This window comes from Candidatus Cloacimonadota bacterium (assembly GCA_020532355.1).
GTDB lineage: Bacteria > Cloacimonadota > Cloacimonadia > Cloacimonadales > Cloacimonadaceae > UBA5456.
Genome location: JAJBBD010000172.1, coordinates 1 through 17,738, shown reverse-complemented (window position 1 = coordinate 17,738; position 17,738 = coordinate 1). Strand labels below are relative to the sequence as shown.

The following is a 17,738-nucleotide window of genomic DNA, read 5'->3' as shown; positions in this document are numbered from 1 at the left end:
CTGTAGGATGATGGTAGCTTAAACTAACCTTAACTCTCCGGTAAAGTATCAAGAAGGAGGTTTGCATTACAGTTATTGCAAAAAAAACTACAAGAAAAGCCACTATGGCTCCAAATAAAAGAGCTTGTTTTTTGATTTCTGCATGTGTAACTCTCTTTTAGAATAAATAGCATGAATACATTAGTTCTTCACATGCCGTATAATACGGAAAAAACGTTAGAATAAACTAGTTTGGAAGATTGGAATGCTTACTTTTTAACTAACTACCAATCTTATAAATGAGGCGTTGTTTCATGAGCTGACTATTCGGCGGTCTCATAATGCGAATTGCTGCTTGGAATCACATTACTTTTCAGTTATATTTTTATATAATCCCGTTAAGTTTAGAAATGATCAGATCCATCTTTCCAGAGCTAATAATGGATCCCAGCATATTATAGGAGAAAAGATGTATAAATACTTCATTGTGATAGCATTTGCCATTCTTGCATGTACTTCTAATGCACAACAGACGATAAGTCTGGATGCAGCAAAAAGTATGGCATTAAGCCAAAATGCAACATATCAGGCAGCAAGGGCAGGCGTAGAGGCTACACGATGGCAAAAGAAAAATGCCTTTGCAGCATTTCTACCCAATCTTAGCTTGGGAGGAACATTTCTCTATACAGATCCTGCCCGTAGTATAAACACAGGGGGGCAAAGCATTGCGCTCAACAAAGATCAACGATCTGTATCCTTAAATCTTAGTCAACCGCTATTTACAGGGGGGAAACTGTATCAGGCATACAAGATGGCTTCGCTTGCTGCAACTGTGGCTGAAACCGGGCTTATGGCAGAAAAGCTTGAGCTTGTTTATGATGTAGAAAATAAATACTATTCGGTTTTACAACTTAATAAAGTATACGAAATTGCCCAGGCTGAGCTTAGCCAAGCAGAAAGCAATTTGGAACTGGCACAAATCAAAATTCAAAATGGCCTTATGGCCAGAGCCGATTTGCTGCGCTTACAGGCAAATCTTGCCAATAAGGAAATTGCGCTGCTACAAACTAAAACTGCCTACGATTTAGCATTGAGGGATTTTTCAAACTTTCTGGGGAGCCAAGAATTACTTAACCCGCTTCCGGTTGAACTTGATGATAGTGAGATATTGCCGTTTGCCGATTTTGATGAACAGAAGCTTGAAAGGTTTTCGCATAGCTTAAAAACAATTGGCATTACTGAAAACCTAAATTTAAAGCAAATTCAAGGTGGGGTGGAGCTTTCACAGCGAGCCTATAAGGCAAGTAAGGGAAGCTTTTTGCCTACACTAACTTTGGTGGGCAGCCGTTCCTACGATGAAAATGGCATAGATCGCTATGAATTTGATGCCTCAAATCAGATAATGTTAAATCTTTCTGTGCCGCTTTTACCGCAGATAGGTAATCTAGCAGCTTCTCGCAAAGCTTATTATGAAGCTCAAAAAACCGCCATGGCTGCCAAGGATGCTACAGATGGAATATTGCTGGCGACCGATTCTGCTGCCCTTAAACTTGTAAGCAGCGCAAGGCAGGTAAAAAATGCAAAGCTTTCACTGGATATTACTGAGGATATGTATGCTCAAATAAGCGAGCGATTTCGGTTGAATATGGTATCTACGGTAGATTTGATGGATGCAGAACTTATGCTATCGGCTGCTAACATGGCTTATGCCAATGCCTATTACGAATTTTTTAAGGCACGCCTTACTTTGCTTAACACTATTGGCAAAGAAGATGCTGCTATTCTGACTGATATTTTGGATCGATGAACCGGGAGGACTTTTGAACAAACTAGGAATAATTTCATCGGTGCTAATAGTGCTGATAAGTGCTTGTGGCAAAGAAGATAATAATGCGCCAGTGCGAGGGGCTCGCAGCGATGGTAGCCAGGTGGTAATGGTTGAAGAGTTATCATTACGCAACATTGATGAATACGTGAATGTTTCCGGCAGATTGGAGGGTATCACGGATATCGTTATGAGTGCCGAGAGTTCGGGTAAGATTCTTGAGCTTTATAAAAAACTTGGAGACTATGTAAACAAGGGTGACCGTATCGGCAAGCTTGAAAACGAAGTTTTAAAAATACGCTTAGAGCAAGCAGAAGCATCATTTACTTCTGCTGAGTCCAGCTTGGAAAACGCTCAGAATAATTTGGATTATGCGGTATCTGCAAAAGAAAGAGAATTGATTTCGCAAGCGGAGTATAATACGGCAAATGCTGCATTTAAAGCTGCTAAAGCATTATTTGACGGTGCCAAAGCTTCCCTCGAATCTGCCCGGATAGCATATAACAACTCTTATTTGATGGCGCCGGAAAGTGGACGTATATCGCAACTAAACGTTTCGTTGGGACAATTCATTAATATGGGTGCACCTGTAGCTTCTATTACCGACGGAAGCACTCTTATCCTCAAAACCGGAGTTGGGGAAAGCCAGATTTCCAGAATTAAGGTGGGACAAAATGCAGTAGTAAGTCATACTGGTAAAACCTATCCGGCAAAAGTACAAGGATTTGGTATTCGTCCATTGGCAACAAGTGCAAATTACCCCGTAGAGCTAACTATGCATGGTATAAAGGGGTTGCTGCCAGGTATGGTGGTTTCGGCAAAAATTAAAACTAATACCTACAAAGATATGTTATATACTTCCATCACCAATGTTGTTAAAGAATTTGATCGCAACTATGTATATGTGGTATCCAAGAATCAAGAAAAGACTGTAGCCAATCAGCGAGATGTTCAGTTAGGTAGGAGTATTTCTGAGTTTGTAGAAATTGTTTCGGGGGTAGAAGCTGGAGAACAAATTGTTGTGTCTGGCGGCGAAAACCTGGAAGATGGTTCGGTAGTGAGAATTAGGGATTAAGGCATAACTATGATATCTGTTGCAAAAACCGCTCTAAAGTATTCGATATTGGTAAACATGCTTACTTTGGCAATACTCATTTTTGGGTTAATATCCATGGTCAGCTTACCTCGAGAAGAATTCCCTGCTGTAGATTTTGGCACTACTTTGGTAGTTGTGATGTATCCTGGAGTTTCGCCAGCAGAAATGGAGCAACTGGTGGTGCACAAACTTGAAGTGGAATTAAACGATTTAGATGATCTGGACTATATTGGCGCTACTGCTCAAGAAGGGCGCGCCACAATTCAAGTAGTATTCAATTCCTCAGTGGGTCCAGATGAGGCTTTTGATCGTGTGAGCAGAGAAGTTGCTAAAGTAACGGACCTCCCTTCTGATGCTCTTGCCCCAGTGATTATTCGTCTGAGTATGCGAGAAGTGAATCCCATAGCTCAAGTTGCAATTAGCGGCAACAACATGTCCCCTATGGCTATGCGCGAAGTAGCAGAACGGTTGGAGGACGGGCTTTTAGAGATTACGGATATTTCTAAGGTGGAAACCATCGGTTCCCGAGAGCGGCAAATCTGGATAGATGTAGATCAAACCCGCTTGGATGCTTATGGGCTTAGCCTCAACGATGTTTCTTCAGCAATAGGGGCTCGAAACCTTAATATGCCTGGAGGTTTAGCCAGATTTGGCAAGTTGGAGTTTTTGGTTCGCACTTTAGGAGAATTCAACGAGTTGGAAGAACTCAACGAACTAATGATTATTTCCGATTCCAGCGGTAGATCAATCAAGATACGCGACATAGCAACTGTAAGAGATACTTTAGAAAAGCCTGTATCCCAAGCCAGGCTTAATGGTTCCGAATCTGTTTCTATCTTTCTATATAAAAAAGGAAGTGGTAATATAATATCTATAATTGCAGATGTAAAGGAATACATTGCAGAGTTTCAAAAGAGCTATCCGGGAGTGGAGATTAGCTTGAGAAACGATGGCTCTTTAGATGTGAAAAATGGCATAAATGCATTAGGGAAAAGCGCTTTTATTGGTATAATGTTAGTATTTTTTGCGCTGTTTATCTTTTTGGGTTGGCGAAATGCGTTGCTTGCATCTTTCGGTATTCCTCTTTCTATCTTAATTGCTTTTGTAGTTATCCCTTACTTCGATATTACCTTAAATAATCTCACGATATTTGGTTTCATTATTGTGGTGGGCATGGTAGTGGACAACTCTATTGTCGTACTGGAAAATATCCATCGCTATCGAGAAGAAGGTTATTGCCATAAGGATTCCATCATTCTGGGCGTAGATCAGGTGATCTGGCCGGTATTTTCTTCTACATTAACCACTCTGGCTGCGTTTCTACCGCTTCTGTTACTGGAAGGAGTAATGGGTCAGTTCTTAGGTGTATTTCCCATAGTAGTGTCACTCTCATTATTGGGAAGCTGGATTCAAAGCATGGTAGTACTTCCTAACAATGTTTTCCAATTCGCCCGCAAAGAGCCACGCCGGGAAGATCGCAGCACAAAGATGATTAGACCATTAATTGCTTATTATCAAAAAGGTGTGAGTATGGCACTCAAACACAGGCAGATAACTATCTGGGGTACAGTGGCTTTGCTCGGTGTTTCTCTGATAATTCTGGTCTCTGGTGCCATTCAGTTTGAATTCTTTGCCAGTACTCCCTCTCAAACAATCCGATTGCAGGTTCAAACGCCCGTTGGTTCTACAATAGAAGAAACTGGAGCAATAGTAAGGCAAATAGAAGAGTTTATCGATAGCATGCCTCAAAAAGATGATATTACTGATGTAGTGGCGAATATTGGCGCAATGGGCGGAGAAACTCAACGCAACTTCGCCAGTAATGCAGCGCAAGTCAATATCGACTTGGTAGATTTGAACATGATGAAATATCAGCAAGAGGAGATTCAAAACGAAATTAGAGCTTTCTGTGAAGGGCTTCCAGGATTATATTCGTATCGCTTTTCGCAGGGTCGTAGTGGTCCTCCTGTTGGTAATGATGTTGATATTCGTATCAAGGGTCCCAGTCTGGAGCGACTGGCATACATTAGCGACATTATAAAAGGCTATTTAAGAGATATACCGGGTGTTACGGATATAGACGATAACTATGATGCTGGAAAAAAAGAAGTGCGCATCAAACCTCATCATGATAGATTGGCTATTTATGGACTCAGCGTTGCCCAAATTGCAGGTACTATTCGTACGGCTTCAACCGGTGCAGAGATAAGCCAGTATCGCGGTGAAGGCGTAGAAGAATATCCCATAATACTTAAGATGCAGGATATCTATACTCAAGATATCGAAAATCTGAAGGATTTGAGAATTCGAACTCGAACAGGAGATTTAATTGCCATCAGAGAATTGGCAGAGTTTGAGACTGCATCTTCTATTTCGCGCATCGAACACCGGGATGGAGATCGTTTATTGAGCATTACTGCCAGCGTAAGCACATATCAAGAGAGTGGAAAAACTAAAAAACGATCACCCTCAGAAGTGCAGAATATCCTCGCTGGAGGGAGATTTGATAGTAATGGGGGATTGCTTGCTGATTTTTCACAACGCTTTCCTGGATATACCTATGAGTTTGGCGGAGTCCAGGAAGAGCAGCGAAAAAGCTATGCATCTTTGGGTAGATTGTTTATTCTTGCACTACTGCTCATCTATACTATATTAGCCAGTCAATTCCGTAGTTATGTGCAGCCTATTGTAGTTATGATGACCATCCCCTTTGCTTTTATTGGGGTTATATTGGGGCTGTTAGTTACAGGATTGCCGTTTTCATTGAACACCCTAATATCGGTAGTGGCTCTTGCCGGAGTAGTGGTAAACAATGCCATAATTCTTATCGATTTTATTAACCAGGAGCGCGAAAAGGGCGTGGATAGATGGCATGCCATAATCCAAAGTGGTTCAGTTCGCTTACGCCCAATAATTCTAACCACCACTACTACTGTAGCTGGAATGCTACCCCTGGTGTTTTCATCCGATCCTTCGTCGCAGGCATGGCGTCCTTTGGCAGTTAGTTTTACCTTTGGTTTGTTGTTTGCCAGCTTGCTTACTTTGTTCATTATTCCGGTAATTTATTCGATAGTGGATTCTTTCTTTGGAAAACTGGGCTTGACCAGATTTAAGGAGCATAAAAAGTTTACCGAAGTAATGGAATGCAAAACTACTGACGATTGAGGAGAAATCTATGCCAGCTTATATCAATTGGGTACAAAACCAGCCCATAATTAGTTCAATGATCCAATTTGCCATCTTGGGAACCTTGGGCGAAATTGTCTCTAAATGGATAATTCAAAAGAGTTTCAAGTATCCTTTCGGATTGCTATTAACCTTATGGAAGATGCTTATCTGGTCTATTCTGGCAATTGGTATCAAGTATGCCTTCAAAGGTTTTAGTGGCTTTTTACAAATACTAATAGATGCGGGAATGTGGCCCCAATTTGAAAGTGGTAGTTTGGGTTACGCCCTTTCGTTGTCGGTGCTAATGAATGTGCAATTTGGACTAACCCTGGTTATTATGCACCGTGTTTTGGATAACATTGTTGAAAAGCACAAGAATTGGAAGAACTTGGATAAAAGCATGCTAAGTCTGCTTTGGTTCTGGATTCCCGCCCATACTGTAACCTTTCTGATGTCGGATGAGCTCCGTATTGGCATGGCTGCTGTATGGTCTGTGGCGTTAGGGCTCATCCTTGGATTCTACAACCGAAAGTAAAGTAATTTCCATAAGGGAAAAGCTACCCAGCCCTTTGTTGATTCCCGTTATTTTTTGGGTAGCAGGCATTCTTTCTGGAAAATACCTGCAAGCACCAATGTTAGGGTATCTGGCGGGGATTTTTAGTTTATTCTTGCTTGCTGTTGTTTGCAAGAAAACTCTGCGGACAATACTGATTTTACTGATTATCTTAGGCTTCGGGGCAATTAGGTTTAAATCAAGGCAAACACAATCATCGCCTTTAATAAGCATTTTACAAAGTAAGGGCGAGATACAGCAAAAGATGAAGTTCTTAGTACAAAGTAAATTGGCTGATGGAGTGTATCAGATAGATTTGCAGCAGGTAGCAGGAATAGAAGTAAATCAGAAAGTTTTGATGTATTATCAAAAGGAATTGGATATTGGTGATAGCTACAGTTCTCTATGCAAACTGGAGACCTTAAATAGTGACCCAGTTTTAGATGTGTATCCACAAAGGTTTCACGCTTTATTGCGTCCGGTTCTTCCTCTGCATAAGCTTCCAGTTTTGGCTTCTAAGAGCATAATTAATAGTACCAGAATGTGGATTCGGGAACGCCTGGATAGCCGTCTTGGTGTTTATGCCCCCCTTGCCAAAGCTATGTTATTAAGTGACACTGCATTCAAACAAGAACACAGACCTGAGCTTAGTAGAGCTGGTATTACTCATCTTATTGTAGTAAGTGGTTTGCATGTTATGCTGATAAGCTTTCTGTTGCTGATGGTGCTAAGACTGTTTCTTCCGATGCGTGTTGCTGAAGCATTATTCATGCTTTTCTTGCTATTATTTGCGGCAATCAACAACTGGGCGCCGCCAATTTCCAGAGCTATGCTAATGATAGATTTACTAATAATCTCACGTTGGTTATCGCGCCCACTTGCCGTTGCACAGAGCCTCTCTGTATCGTTATTCATTATTACCCTCATCAATCCCCAAGAACTATTTCAATTAGGCCTACAGTTATCGTTTCTATGCGTTGCATTAATTGTTTTTGCTCTACCGCAGAGCAAACCACAGGCAACAAAATCAGTTATCCATAAAGGCATTCGCAAAGTAGCAGATTATGCTCTAATTAGTTTAATCGTAGGTTTGGGAATAGCACCATTTACACTGTATTATTTTGGAACAGCATCGCTCAATGGAGTATTGGCAAATCTTATTGGGCTTCCGCTGATGTCGATATTGCTTTTTTTATCGATTATTGTACTATTATTTGATTGGCAACCAGTTATTCTATGTTTTAAAGCAATCGCCGATCTTTGGCAATATTGGCTGGAATTTTGTGCTAAACTACCTTTATACATCGAATCTAACTGGATTTCTCTGCACCATGCCATAGCCTTAGGCTTGGTTATTTTGATTGGTTTTCTGTTTCTAAAAGCTCGGCGCAAGATATTGTTGAACTACGGGATTCCCATAATCTGTATAATTGCAGTTCTTATGTTTATTCCTGTTAAACACAAAAGCGAAGTGTATATATTCAATGCTGGAGTGGCAGATTGTAGCCTCATTTTTGCCGATGACGGGAGCAGTTTGATGATCGATGCGGGTGGTGTTCCTGGCTTTCGAGCGGAAACAGATCTAGCTCAAGAAAGCTTATCGGAATCTTGGGCGCAAAAGAAACTACTGGTATGGTTAGCTCGCAACAGAATAAGCACTATAGACTATTTGCTGATAACTCATTTGCATACCGACCACGCTGGAGGCTTACCGAGTTTGTTGAACCATTTAAAAGTAAAAAACCTCATCTTGAGTAGAACAGATCTCAGTAGTAATACTTGGCTATCGATAGCTCCCAAATTAAACTTAAGAAACACACGCATAATGAGTATCAGCGACACCACAAGTATTCAATTAGGTTCTCACCGGATAAAGATACTGCATCCCAACAATCAGTTTAATAATAATGATCTAAACAATAATTCCATCGTGTTACGGTACGATTCAAAATCCGTCCGTTTCCTATTTACTGGAGATATCGAACGCGAGGCAGAGTTATGGCTAACAGAACATTATCCTCTTGAATTGAGAGCTGACATCCTTAAAATTCCTCACCACGGATCCAGAAGTTCATCGAGCGAAGAATTCTTGTATTACATAGATCCGAAAGAATCTGTAATCACAACCTCTAAACGCAATGTATATGGTTTTCCTCATGCCGAAACTATTCGCAGACTGGATAAGATGAGCACATCTCTGCGCTATACTTATAATGGAACAATCCGTTATAAAACAGATTAGCCTTACTATAAATCCGCTTATACTCGCTACCCATTAAAAAGCCCAGAGACCGTTGCACATCCATATATATAGCTGATTTTAATGCAGGAGATATCGGTATGGTGGGCTTTTTCTGGTGTGCCTATGTTCATCCACACCCATATCCTGATCATTTAACGCTCTTTCCCAGAAATTAAGTATAACATAAAAAAGAACCCCAACAAATTTGGGGTTCTGTATAATACTAGTTATTATAAGATTACTTCATTAAACTCAGTTTACGATGGATAGTTTGGGTTTCGGTGTCTATTTTAAGAAGGTATACACCATTGCCTACTGCATTCTTGTTTTGATCCACACCATTCCAAATAAACCGGTGTTCACCGCTACTCAAGGTTCCATTATGAAGGTTGAACACGCGCTGTCCCTTAAGATTGAATATTGCAGCATCAACAGTTTGAGCTATGGGGAGGTTAAGTAAGATCGTGGTAGTTGGGTTAAAGGGATTGGGATAGGAGCTAACGCTGAGTATGGGAAGCGGAACATCTTCTTCATTTGCAGACACCGCAGATAGTACAAATATTCCCCGTGATGTATCTGTAATGAGAGTTTGATTGTAGTAGAAATCGCTTAGAGTTACCACTACTGGCATAACACTGGAAGTGTTTCCGATGGCTCTGAAATTTAGTTTCATCAGGGGCAGATTGTTGCTACAAAGGGGAAGGATTGTCTCGCACGATACATGAACAACACCAGGCTCAATAGGCGTTATCTGGATATTTTCAGCGTCAGCAATGAGTGTTTCTTCGCAGATTATGTTTTCCAGATTGATTCGTTCGGAGTCGAAATGAACATCGAAATCCACGCTGGTTACTCCCCAAGAGGGCGGGATATAGGTTGTGTTCATGATCATGGCTCCAAGTTGATTGTAGCCAACATGCATTACATTTACAAGGCTTATACTGGATTGATCAAGTGTTTCAACGGGAGCAATAACGTCCAGCAACAGGGGTTCCACATTTTGTAAGAACTGGCCGTTATAGGTCATGTTTACCTGTCCAAAATAGAAATTACCTGGTTCTATGGCTCTAAAATTGAATCTAATCAGGTTACCTGTGCCGATCAGGGGATTGGCAGTGCCCAGATTGATATTCAGGGTTCCGTTATTGTCGTTTACTACTTCTATATAGGCATCGGGAGCGATGGTATCGTTGAGATCGTATCCGATGTATTCCATTGCGGAGTGTTCGTAGAACAAGCCGAGCTGTACATTGTTTACGTTCCAAGAGCCAACAAGAGGATATGTGGTCAAAGTTACGGGAAATTCGTCTCCGGCGATGGGTGAATATGCTTCAAGTTGTATTCTGGGCTCCGTAATAGTGTAGCCGGCAGGAATAGCATCTACAATGGCGGCTTGATAATAAGGGAAGTTGCTACTACCGGGGCTAAGATCGTTAAGGTAGAAATAACCATTGTATGATCCACTCCAACCAAAATTGAAATGGAAGTAGTTTGTTCCCTGATATCCATCGCAATTGAAAGCATGTCCGCTTGTTTCACCGGATCCGCTGTAATACAAGGGGACTCCGTTGTCCAATTGGGTGCGTAGAATGCTTTCCCAAGCGCTGGTACTATAGTTCTGTTTTTGCAAATAATTTGCTGAGGCGTAGTTAAAATGGTCTACAAATGCGTTTCTTGCCAGAACACCATTGGAACCAGATCCATCCGGTGCAAACCCCATCTCAACCGATACAGCTGCATGGTAGATAAGAGTAGCTACTGGTAGATTTGATCCTGAGAGGGAGTTTGGCATATCGTCCCATAGATAGGTAGTGTTACCGTGGTTTACACTTTGATATCCATATCCATAAGCATAATAGGTGGAATTACCTTGTCCAGTAATAGGTTTATTCCAGAATTTCATTAATTGTGCCATTGCAGTAGCTACGCACCCGGCATAAACTCTGCCTCCAGGACCGTCTAGATCGGCTGGGCACAATTCGTTATAGGGCCAATCCTGATCCCAGTTTGTTTTCAGAAGGGGGCTAACCTCCTCGGTACGCTGTATGCTGCTAAAGATATTTTGAGAAATTTCTTGCCAAAGCCTCTGATGTTCTTCATTATTTAAAGATTTTGTGCGGATAGTATTAACATTGTCGGCATAGAATTTCATCCACATCTCAAACGCAGGAGGCATATCGTTGGCATCTTTTAGTGCCAAAGATGAATATGCTAACACGGGCGGAGCATTGTCATCTGCCGGAACTACAACGTAGTTACCATTATTGAAAAGGCATAAGTATAACTGAGGAAGGTCGGTTTCTTTAAACTCTTGTCCAATATCTATATTTGCAAATCGTTGATTTTTATAACTTCTAATTTCTTTTATTTGATGATTCTTTTGGGGTTGCCAATAACTAAGCCAGTTTTGGGCAGCGTTTGCAGCCACATCTGGTACAACGAATTCGGCACCGAGTCCAACCCACACCAACATAAAGATGCTCAACAATACAATGTTTTTTTGCCCATTACTTTCTTTCATAAGACCTCCTGGCAATATTGCTTTAGAATCAAGATTCCATTATACATTATACAAGAATTGAGCCAAAACACAGTTTATTATTTGTACCCCCTTCTTTCACTCATTGCTTTATATCATCATTACCAATGCTTTGTACCGAGATACTCCCGCATATACAGGATTAAGCAAGCTTTAAATATGCTTAAGTTAACGATAAAGCAGAAAGGAAAGGTATGGAACGAGTATTAGATAAAAAGAATCTTGACTATTTTATTGCTTGCAGAATCCTGTGATAACAATGAGTTCTACAAAAAACATCAGCATCCCATTTCTGGCCAAGAAATACCTTGCCGGAAGGAGTCGACTGGGCGTTAGCCGAAGTCACATTCTTACTCTGTGCGGAATAGCGCTTGGGGTAATGGCCCTAATAACCGTCAGCTCTGTTATGAATGGATTTAGAGAAGATATTAGAGAGCGGATAATCGGCACTCTTTCCGAGATGCGTCTTTCCAATAAGGATCGTGCGCCCATCAATAACTATAGGTATTTAGAGGGTCGCATCCAGAAATTGGGTTATAGTGCTGCCGGAGTTGTTCGCAGTGAGCTTGTAATTAAAAATGGCGATCGCAATACTCCAGCCTTGGTATTTGGCATCGATGCTCTGAAGCAAAGCAAGCTTAGCCCGGTATTGAATCCTCAACAATCCGAAAAGAATATACATGGGATAATAGCAGGTAGCATAGCTTCGAAAGCCTTTATGGAGCGAGGCTTAGCCATAGGATCAGGTTTGGCGGCAGAATTGGGTATATATGTAGGCGATAAAGTTCAGATTATCTCTCCAATCTTCAACATCCCAACGCCTTTTGGGCTTTTACCCAAAGTTCAAGTGCTAGAAGTAATGGCAGTATTTTCTGCCGGGATGCCGGAATATGATCAGAGCTATTGCTTTGTACCTCTTCATGTTGCCCAAAGTTTCAATGGTTATCAAGATGAGGTAGATTATATTGAGATCCGCAGTGAAGATCCCATAAAAAGTAGAAAACATCAAAAGCATTTGCAGCCTTTATTTGAGGATTTTTTAATTGAAGATTGGAGTAGTTTTGATGCTTCGCTGTATGGAGCCATCCGTTTTGAGAAGTATTTGATGTTCATAGTATTGCTGTTTATGTTTATTATTGCCAGCTTCAATCTTACCGGATCCTTACTCAAGACTATCAGCTTTAAACAGAGCGAATTGGGCTTACTGAAAGCATTGGGCTATACGGATAGGGACTTACGTCGGTTATTTATGTTGCAAGCGATGATGTTGTGTACGATTGGAATAGTAATTGGAGTAGTTTTTAGCAGCATAATACTTTATATTCAACATCAGACTGGGCTCGTTAAGCTAGATCAAGCGATAATACTACCGGTTCAAATCCAAATAGGTGATTATTGTTTAGTTATAGCTGTTTCTTATCTATTAACCTGGTTGAGTATTTTATTGCCGCTAAAAAGGTTAAATAAGGTCAATGCGGTGGAATTGATTCGCCGGAAAACATAATTATTTGAGGAGAAAACATGGAACGTAAACAAGTATATCGTATTGCAATCGAAGCGGAGATTCGCTCACAGAATCTCTACAAGGCTTTGGCAAAGAGCTTTAAGAATGCTGAAACCGAGCAATTCTTCAACCAGCTTGTAATGTATGAAGAAATCCACGAACAAAAGGTGCGGGAACTGTTTGCCAAGGAGTTTCCGGATTCTACCCTAAAGCTTATGGATGATTTGGATATGGAGCTAAGGGGCATTAAATTGGAAGATCCCAAACAAGTATTGGAGTTTGCCATCTCGCGAGAAGAACTTACTCAAAATATTTACTTAAAATTGGCAGAGCAATCTGATAATGAAGACACAAAAAGCCTTCTTAAGCAATTTGCCCAAGAGGAAGTACAACACAAAGAACTCTTATTTGCCGAATTGGAAAAGCTTCATGGCATATTAAAATGGTACGATCCATCTGAGCTTACGGGATTGATGGAATACTAAGTTTTGAAAAACGAGCAAAGCGACTTTTTGCAAGAACAAGAATTGAAAGACCGTAGAGTGCCTTTGGCAGAGAAATTGCGCCCTCAAAACTTGAACGATCTGAGGGGGCAGAAAAAACTAATCAATACAGATTCTCTACTATCCCAGATGATAAACAAATTGCAGTATCATAGCTTTATCATGTGGGGCCCTCCGGGAAGTGGTAAAACAACTATAGCCAGGATAATTGAACGCTCTTCACCCCTCAGGTTTATTCATTTCAGTGCCGTGCTTTCGGGGATAAACGACGTGAAAAACGTAATGAAAGAGGCAGATTATGTGCATCGAAACAAGGGAGAACAAACTATTTTGTTCATCGACGAAATCCATCGGTTCAATAAATCGCAACAAGATGCCTTTTTACCTTTTGTGGAGAGCGGAGCAGTAATCCTAATTGGCGCTACTACAGAGAATCCTTCTTTTGAGGTAATTCCGGCTTTGCTATCGCGCTGCCATGTATTTGTATTGGAGACTCTCACGGAAGAGGACATTAAAGAGATATTGCGCAATGGTTTTGTCGAACTGAACTTAGAAATAGATGAAGATGTACTGGGTTGGATGGCAGGCAATAGCGGTGGGGATGCTCGACGCGCCCTTAATGAATTGGAACTGATAAGAGGGTGGCTGCAAGAGAATCCTCATCCGAAAATTGAGGATCTTGCCAAAACACTGGCAAAAAAGACCATGTTCTACGATAAAAATAGGGAGGAACATTACAATCTCATTTCTGCATTACATAAATCCATGCGCGGTAGTGATCCACAAGCAGCCCTATATTGGCTTGCCCGCATGCTGGAAGCGGGAGAAGATCCCCGTTACATTATCAGGCGTATAATACGATTTGCCAGCGAAGATATTGGTTTAGCAGATCCCCAAGCTTTGGTGCAAGCCATTGCCGCAAAGGACGCTCTGCTATTCATTGGTATGCCAGAAGCCAGTGTGGCGCTATCTCAGGCTGTTATCTATCTTGCCACGGCACCCAAAAGTAATGCTCTGGATGCAGCATATCAAACAGCAGCTAAAGATGCCAGAAAAACAAGTCATTATGGAGTTCCGTTGCACATTCGCAACGCCCCTACCAAGTTAATGAAAGAACTAAACTACGGCAAAGATTACCACTACGATCATGACTTTGCCAATAAGTATAGCTACCAAAAATACTTCCCGGATCAGATGGACGAGAAAGACTACTATAATCCTGGTGATTACGGTTTTGAACGCGAAATTGCCAAGCGTATTGCCTGGTGGAAAAAATTGCGTGAAGAAAGCTGAAAATATTTTGTATAACTACCGCTCAGATCTGGGCATTGTAGCAAAACACACAATCTTAGTGTAAAAGGAGTTGATTATGATTGTTTCCACAACCCCCACCCTTGATGGATACAAGATTGTTAGTTACCATGATATCGTTACCGGAGAAACTATCATGGGAGCCAATATCTTGCGCGATTTAATGGCGTCTATAACCGATATTGTTGGAGGACGCAGTGGTGCCTATGAAAGCAAACTACGCGAAGGAAGAGCAGATGCAGTCAACGAAATGAAACAGCTTGCTGCCCGTATGGGTGCGAATGCTGTGATTGGAGTTGATATAGATTATGAGGTGGTAGGACAGAGCATGTTGATGGTTTCCGCATCCGGAACTGCTGTTACCATCGAGCCGATATCATAAATCTACTAGCTTTGAGCCAGCTTGAGCTAAAACAAGCTGTAAAACACTTGAGCCTGGTTTGAGTTGAAACAATTCGCGGGAGTTCAATAAGCCGGATTCTGTAATCCCCAAGGGGATTTGATATCTATCCATCTGGACCAAAACTCACGCTTTGGTTCAAGCTGCCTACCCGGAAGCGGTGTGGGCGCACCGTAGCTTCCCTATTTGGCATTGCACCGGATAAGGCATTCCTGGCTGCCACTGTCGCCAATGGCACCGGTGGTCTCTTACACCACCATTTCACCCTTGCATAGCACCGAAATGATGCTGTGCGGTTTGTTTCTGTGGAGCTAGCTCTGCATTACTGCAGCTTCCCGTTAGGAAGTATCCTGCCCAAGGTGTCCGGACTTTCCTCTGTGCAAAAAACACAGCAGATATCTTTTACTCCCGCGACATAAACACAATATGATATAAGCCTTCAATAAATAAAGACTTTGTAAATGGCATTATAAATAGCGTAATTGCTCTCTGTCGGTAACACCGGCAAAAAGCTCAATAAATGGCTTAACCGGACTGATATTAATCTTGGGGAAAAATACTTCTTCAACTTGGAAAAATCCAACTGAGGCATTCATTTCAACTTCAATGCGGATCGGCTTTTCTTCGCCTTTAATGATGCGTACTTTCTGGATGGCAGAAGCTGAAGTGCGATGAATATCTCCAGGACGGACTTTTGTGGATAGCATAGCGGGAATGCGTGCTCTGCCTTTTTCCATATCGCTACCGTCGCCGATAAGCACCAATCCGGCTTCCAGAGAATGAATTTTGTGGGTTGCCATGTGTCCAAAAATGCCTTCAATGGCGATGGAACGGATTGCCGCCTTGAGGTTATACTCATCCGGTTCGTGTATGGAATCCAACACTTTATTGATATATGGGGTAGCGATCTGAATACTTAAAAATTCATGGCTATCCCGAGCTATTGTCATACCCAAATCATGTAGTAGAGATGCCATAATTACACCCACCAAAGAATCGTTTGCGCTGCCTACCCGTTCTTTCTCAAGGTTCATCAGGATGCCAGCATCGTTTAAGAGCTTGAACATCTTGATTGCATTAATGGTAGCTTTGCGCATGTGCACTGGTCCGTGATCATTGTAGCCTAGTCTTTTTATGGAAACGATGTTAGCATATTCTTGCATGGCTTGAAGCTCAGGATCGTCAAAAAGAATCTCAGCAGTTTTTAGCGCTTTTCCCGTGAGAAGTTTTAGGATTCTTTCTTCTAATTGCTTTTGTTTTACAGATTTATTCATATTATTATTAACTCCTTGTTAATCATCGTTGTCTCAATCGCATGAACAATTGAGTTGCAGAAGCCACTATTGCGATGGCAATTGCAATGGTTCCGGAAATCATTAGCGTATCAAAAATTAGCCTCGATGCTTGAGATGTTTGCCCATTTATATAGGCATTCATTGCATAGTATAATGTACGACCCGGAACTAAGGGAATAATTACACAGATCACAAATACCGAAACCGGAGTTTGCATTAATCTGGCAACTACTTCCGAATATATACATACTATGATAATCGCAATAAACACTGAAAGCAACATAGACTTAGTATAGTACAAAACAATTAGATAGCTCGCCCAACAGATTCCGCCCCCCAAACTGGTAAAGAGAATACGAATTCCCCGAAGATTGCTACGAACAGAGAATCCCAGTATTGCCAAAAATGCCCAAGCGAATTGCATGAGAGTTAGAAGATCAAAAGGACGCATCATACATTCCCTAAGATAGTATTTCCCAAAGCTTCAGCATGGCTCCGCTACCTGCTACGATAGCGGTAGTAATAATGATGGCTTCCACGCCACGAGCAGTTCCAGCCACAAGATCTCCACTCATGGTATCGCGAATGGCATTAACTATTTGAAGTCCTGGCACTAGAATCATAATACCACCGATAATAATAAAATCGAGGCGAAGGAATGGCACCCAGATATCTATGGTTTTACTAATAAGCACAATTAGCGCAGCTGCGAGGGCATTAAGAAGAAAGCTGTTTACCGGAAGCCGGGATATGTATTTGAGACTGGTAGCAACCAAGAATCCTACCACGAGGGCTACAAGAAACTCGGTCCAAGAACCTCCAAAAAGTAAGCAAAAAAAGCCGCTAGTGCCTGCTCCACAGAGGTTACTTAGCCACATAGGATATGTTTTCTGATCTTTAACACGGGCTAGCTCAGCCTTAAAATAGTCTCTTTTAGACTTCCCGTCTATATGTGTGTCATCCTTGTAAGTGTAGAGGAAATTGACAATACGGCTAACTTCAGTTATTCTGCCAAGATCCATCCGTCTTTGATCGATCCGTTTGATTCTGGTGCTTAGCTCAGTATCACCATCACTGATGGAAAGAAATATACCAGTGGGGGTTACGAAAGATTCGCAATCCGGATATCCAAGACCGGTGCAAACCTTATGCATCATCAATTCCACACGATTTGTGGCACCCCCGCTTTCTAAAATGACTCTTCCGGTTTCAAGTGCAAGTTTGCTGCACTGCTGTAAACTAATTGTGGACATCACGATTTTTGGGATAGCAGATGCATAATGTCTTTGGGCATACCTAAAATCTCAGCAATGCGGAAAGCGT

General features: G+C 41.5%; 13 protein-coding genes and 1 other RNA gene. 9 read left to right on the top strand and 5 right to left on the bottom strand.

Annotated elements, in window-relative coordinates; genetic code table 11:
- Window positions 1-448 precede the first annotated feature (448 nt).
- From LHW48_06385 to LHW48_06365, 5 genes are all read left to right on the top strand, one after another.
- On the top strand, window positions 449-1,786 hold the full coding sequence (locus LHW48_06385; protein MCB5260086.1) for a TolC family protein: 1,338 nt from the start codon (window positions 449-451) through the stop codon (window positions 1,784-1,786).
- Between the two features lie 13 nt (window positions 1,787-1,799).
- Complete coding sequence (locus LHW48_06380; GenBank protein ID MCB5260085.1) at window positions 1,800-2,879, top strand: efflux RND transporter periplasmic adaptor subunit; 1,080 nt, start codon at window positions 1,800-1,802, stop codon at window positions 2,877-2,879.
- Window positions 2,880-2,888: 9 nt separating this feature from the next.
- A complete protein-coding gene (locus LHW48_06375) occupies window positions 2,889-6,065 on the top strand; it encodes an efflux RND transporter permease subunit (protein ID MCB5260084.1) in 3,177 nt (1,058 codons plus the stop codon).
- A 10-nt stretch (window positions 6,066-6,075) separates the two neighbouring features.
- Complete coding sequence (locus tag LHW48_06370) at window positions 6,076-6,603, top strand: hypothetical protein (GenBank protein ID MCB5260083.1); 528 nt, start codon at window positions 6,076-6,078, stop codon at window positions 6,601-6,603.
- Window positions 6,604-6,886: 283 nt separating this feature from the next.
- Entirely contained in the window at window positions 6,887-8,863 is a 1,977-nt protein-coding gene (locus LHW48_06365; protein ID MCB5260082.1) for a DNA internalization-related competence protein ComEC/Rec2, read from the top strand.
- A gap of 238 nt (window positions 8,864-9,101) precedes the next feature.
- Here the strand turns inward: LHW48_06365 and LHW48_06360 are convergent, their stop codons facing one another.
- Entirely contained in the window at window positions 9,102-11,384 is a 2,283-nt protein-coding gene (locus LHW48_06360) for a C10 family peptidase (GenBank protein ID MCB5260081.1), read from the bottom strand.
- Window positions 11,385-11,661: 277 nt separating this feature from the next.
- Here LHW48_06360 and LHW48_06355 point away from each other — a divergent pair, with 277 nt between their 5' ends.
- The 4 genes from LHW48_06355 to LHW48_06340 all read left to right on the top strand — a co-directional run bounded on the left by LHW48_06355 (window position 11,662) and on the right by LHW48_06340 (window position 15,102).
- Entirely contained in the window at window positions 11,662-12,906 is a 1,245-nt protein-coding gene (locus LHW48_06355; GenBank protein MCB5260080.1) for an ABC transporter permease, read from the top strand.
- Window positions 12,907-12,923: 17 nt separating this feature from the next.
- Window positions 12,924-13,391 carry a ferritin family protein gene (locus LHW48_06350; GenBank protein ID MCB5260079.1) on the top strand — a complete coding sequence of 156 codons (468 nt, stop codon included), beginning with the start codon at window positions 12,924-12,926 and terminating at the stop codon, window positions 13,389-13,391.
- Window positions 13,392-13,394: 3 nt separating this feature from the next.
- Complete coding sequence (locus LHW48_06345) at window positions 13,395-14,702, top strand: replication-associated recombination protein A (GenBank protein ID MCB5260078.1); 1,308 nt, start codon at window positions 13,395-13,397, stop codon at window positions 14,700-14,702.
- Between the two features lie 76 nt (window positions 14,703-14,778).
- Window positions 14,779-15,102, top strand: coding sequence for a YbjQ family protein (locus LHW48_06340; protein MCB5260077.1), 324 nt, complete (start codon window positions 14,779-14,781; stop codon window positions 15,100-15,102).
- Between the two features lie 71 nt (window positions 15,103-15,173).
- On the opposite strand, the gene rnpB is transcribed toward LHW48_06340, so the two are convergent.
- The 4 genes from rnpB to LHW48_06320 all read right to left on the bottom strand — a co-directional run bounded on the left by rnpB (window position 15,174) and on the right by LHW48_06320 (window position 17,668).
- Window positions 15,174-15,532, bottom strand: an RNA gene (gene rnpB, locus LHW48_06335) — RNase P RNA component class A.
- 55 nt (window positions 15,533-15,587) lie between these two features.
- Entirely contained in the window at window positions 15,588-16,394 is an 807-nt protein-coding gene (locus LHW48_06330) for a phosphohydrolase (GenBank protein ID MCB5260076.1), read from the bottom strand.
- A gap of 22 nt (window positions 16,395-16,416) precedes the next feature.
- On the bottom strand, window positions 16,417-16,869 hold the full coding sequence (locus tag LHW48_06325) for a threonine/serine exporter family protein (protein MCB5260075.1): 453 nt from the start codon (window positions 16,867-16,869) through the stop codon (window positions 16,417-16,419).
- Window positions 16,870-16,876: 7 nt separating this feature from the next.
- On the bottom strand, window positions 16,877-17,668 hold the full coding sequence (locus tag LHW48_06320; GenBank protein ID MCB5260074.1) for a threonine/serine exporter family protein: 792 nt from the start codon (window positions 17,666-17,668) through the stop codon (window positions 16,877-16,879).
- Window positions 17,669-17,738 lie beyond the last annotated feature (70 nt).

Excerpts from the sequence above, each read along its gene's own strand:
- LHW48_06365 (MCB5260082.1), top strand. The coding sequence starts at position 6,887 with ATGAAGTTCTTAGTACAAAGTAAATTGGCTGATGGAGTGTATCAGATA.
- LHW48_06370 (MCB5260083.1), top strand. The coding sequence starts at position 6,076 with ATGCCAGCTTATATCAATTGGGTACAAAACCAGCCCATAATTAGTTCA.
- LHW48_06385 (MCB5260086.1), top strand. The coding sequence starts at position 449 with ATGTATAAATACTTCATTGTGATAGCATTTGCCATTCTTGCATGTACT.
- LHW48_06355 (MCB5260080.1), top strand. The coding sequence starts at position 11,662 with ATGAGTTCTACAAAAAACATCAGCATCCCATTTCTGGCCAAGAAATAC.
- LHW48_06375 (MCB5260084.1), top strand. The coding sequence starts at position 2,889 with ATGATATCTGTTGCAAAAACCGCTCTAAAGTATTCGATATTGGTAAAC.
- LHW48_06360 (MCB5260081.1), bottom strand. The coding sequence starts at position 11,384 with ATGAAAGAAAGTAATGGGCAAAAAAACATTGTATTGTTGAGCATCTTT.
- LHW48_06330 (MCB5260076.1), bottom strand. The coding sequence starts at position 16,394 with ATGAATAAATCTGTAAAACAAAAGCAATTAGAAGAAAGAATCCTAAAA.
- LHW48_06340 (MCB5260077.1), top strand. The coding sequence starts at position 14,779 with ATGATTGTTTCCACAACCCCCACCCTTGATGGATACAAGATTGTTAGT.
- LHW48_06320 (MCB5260074.1), bottom strand. The coding sequence starts at position 17,668 with ATGTCCACAATTAGTTTACAGCAGTGCAGCAAACTTGCACTTGAAACC.
- LHW48_06350 (MCB5260079.1), top strand. The coding sequence starts at position 12,924 with ATGGAACGTAAACAAGTATATCGTATTGCAATCGAAGCGGAGATTCGC.
- LHW48_06325 (MCB5260075.1), bottom strand. The coding sequence starts at position 16,869 with ATGATGCGTCCTTTTGATCTTCTAACTCTCATGCAATTCGCTTGGGCA.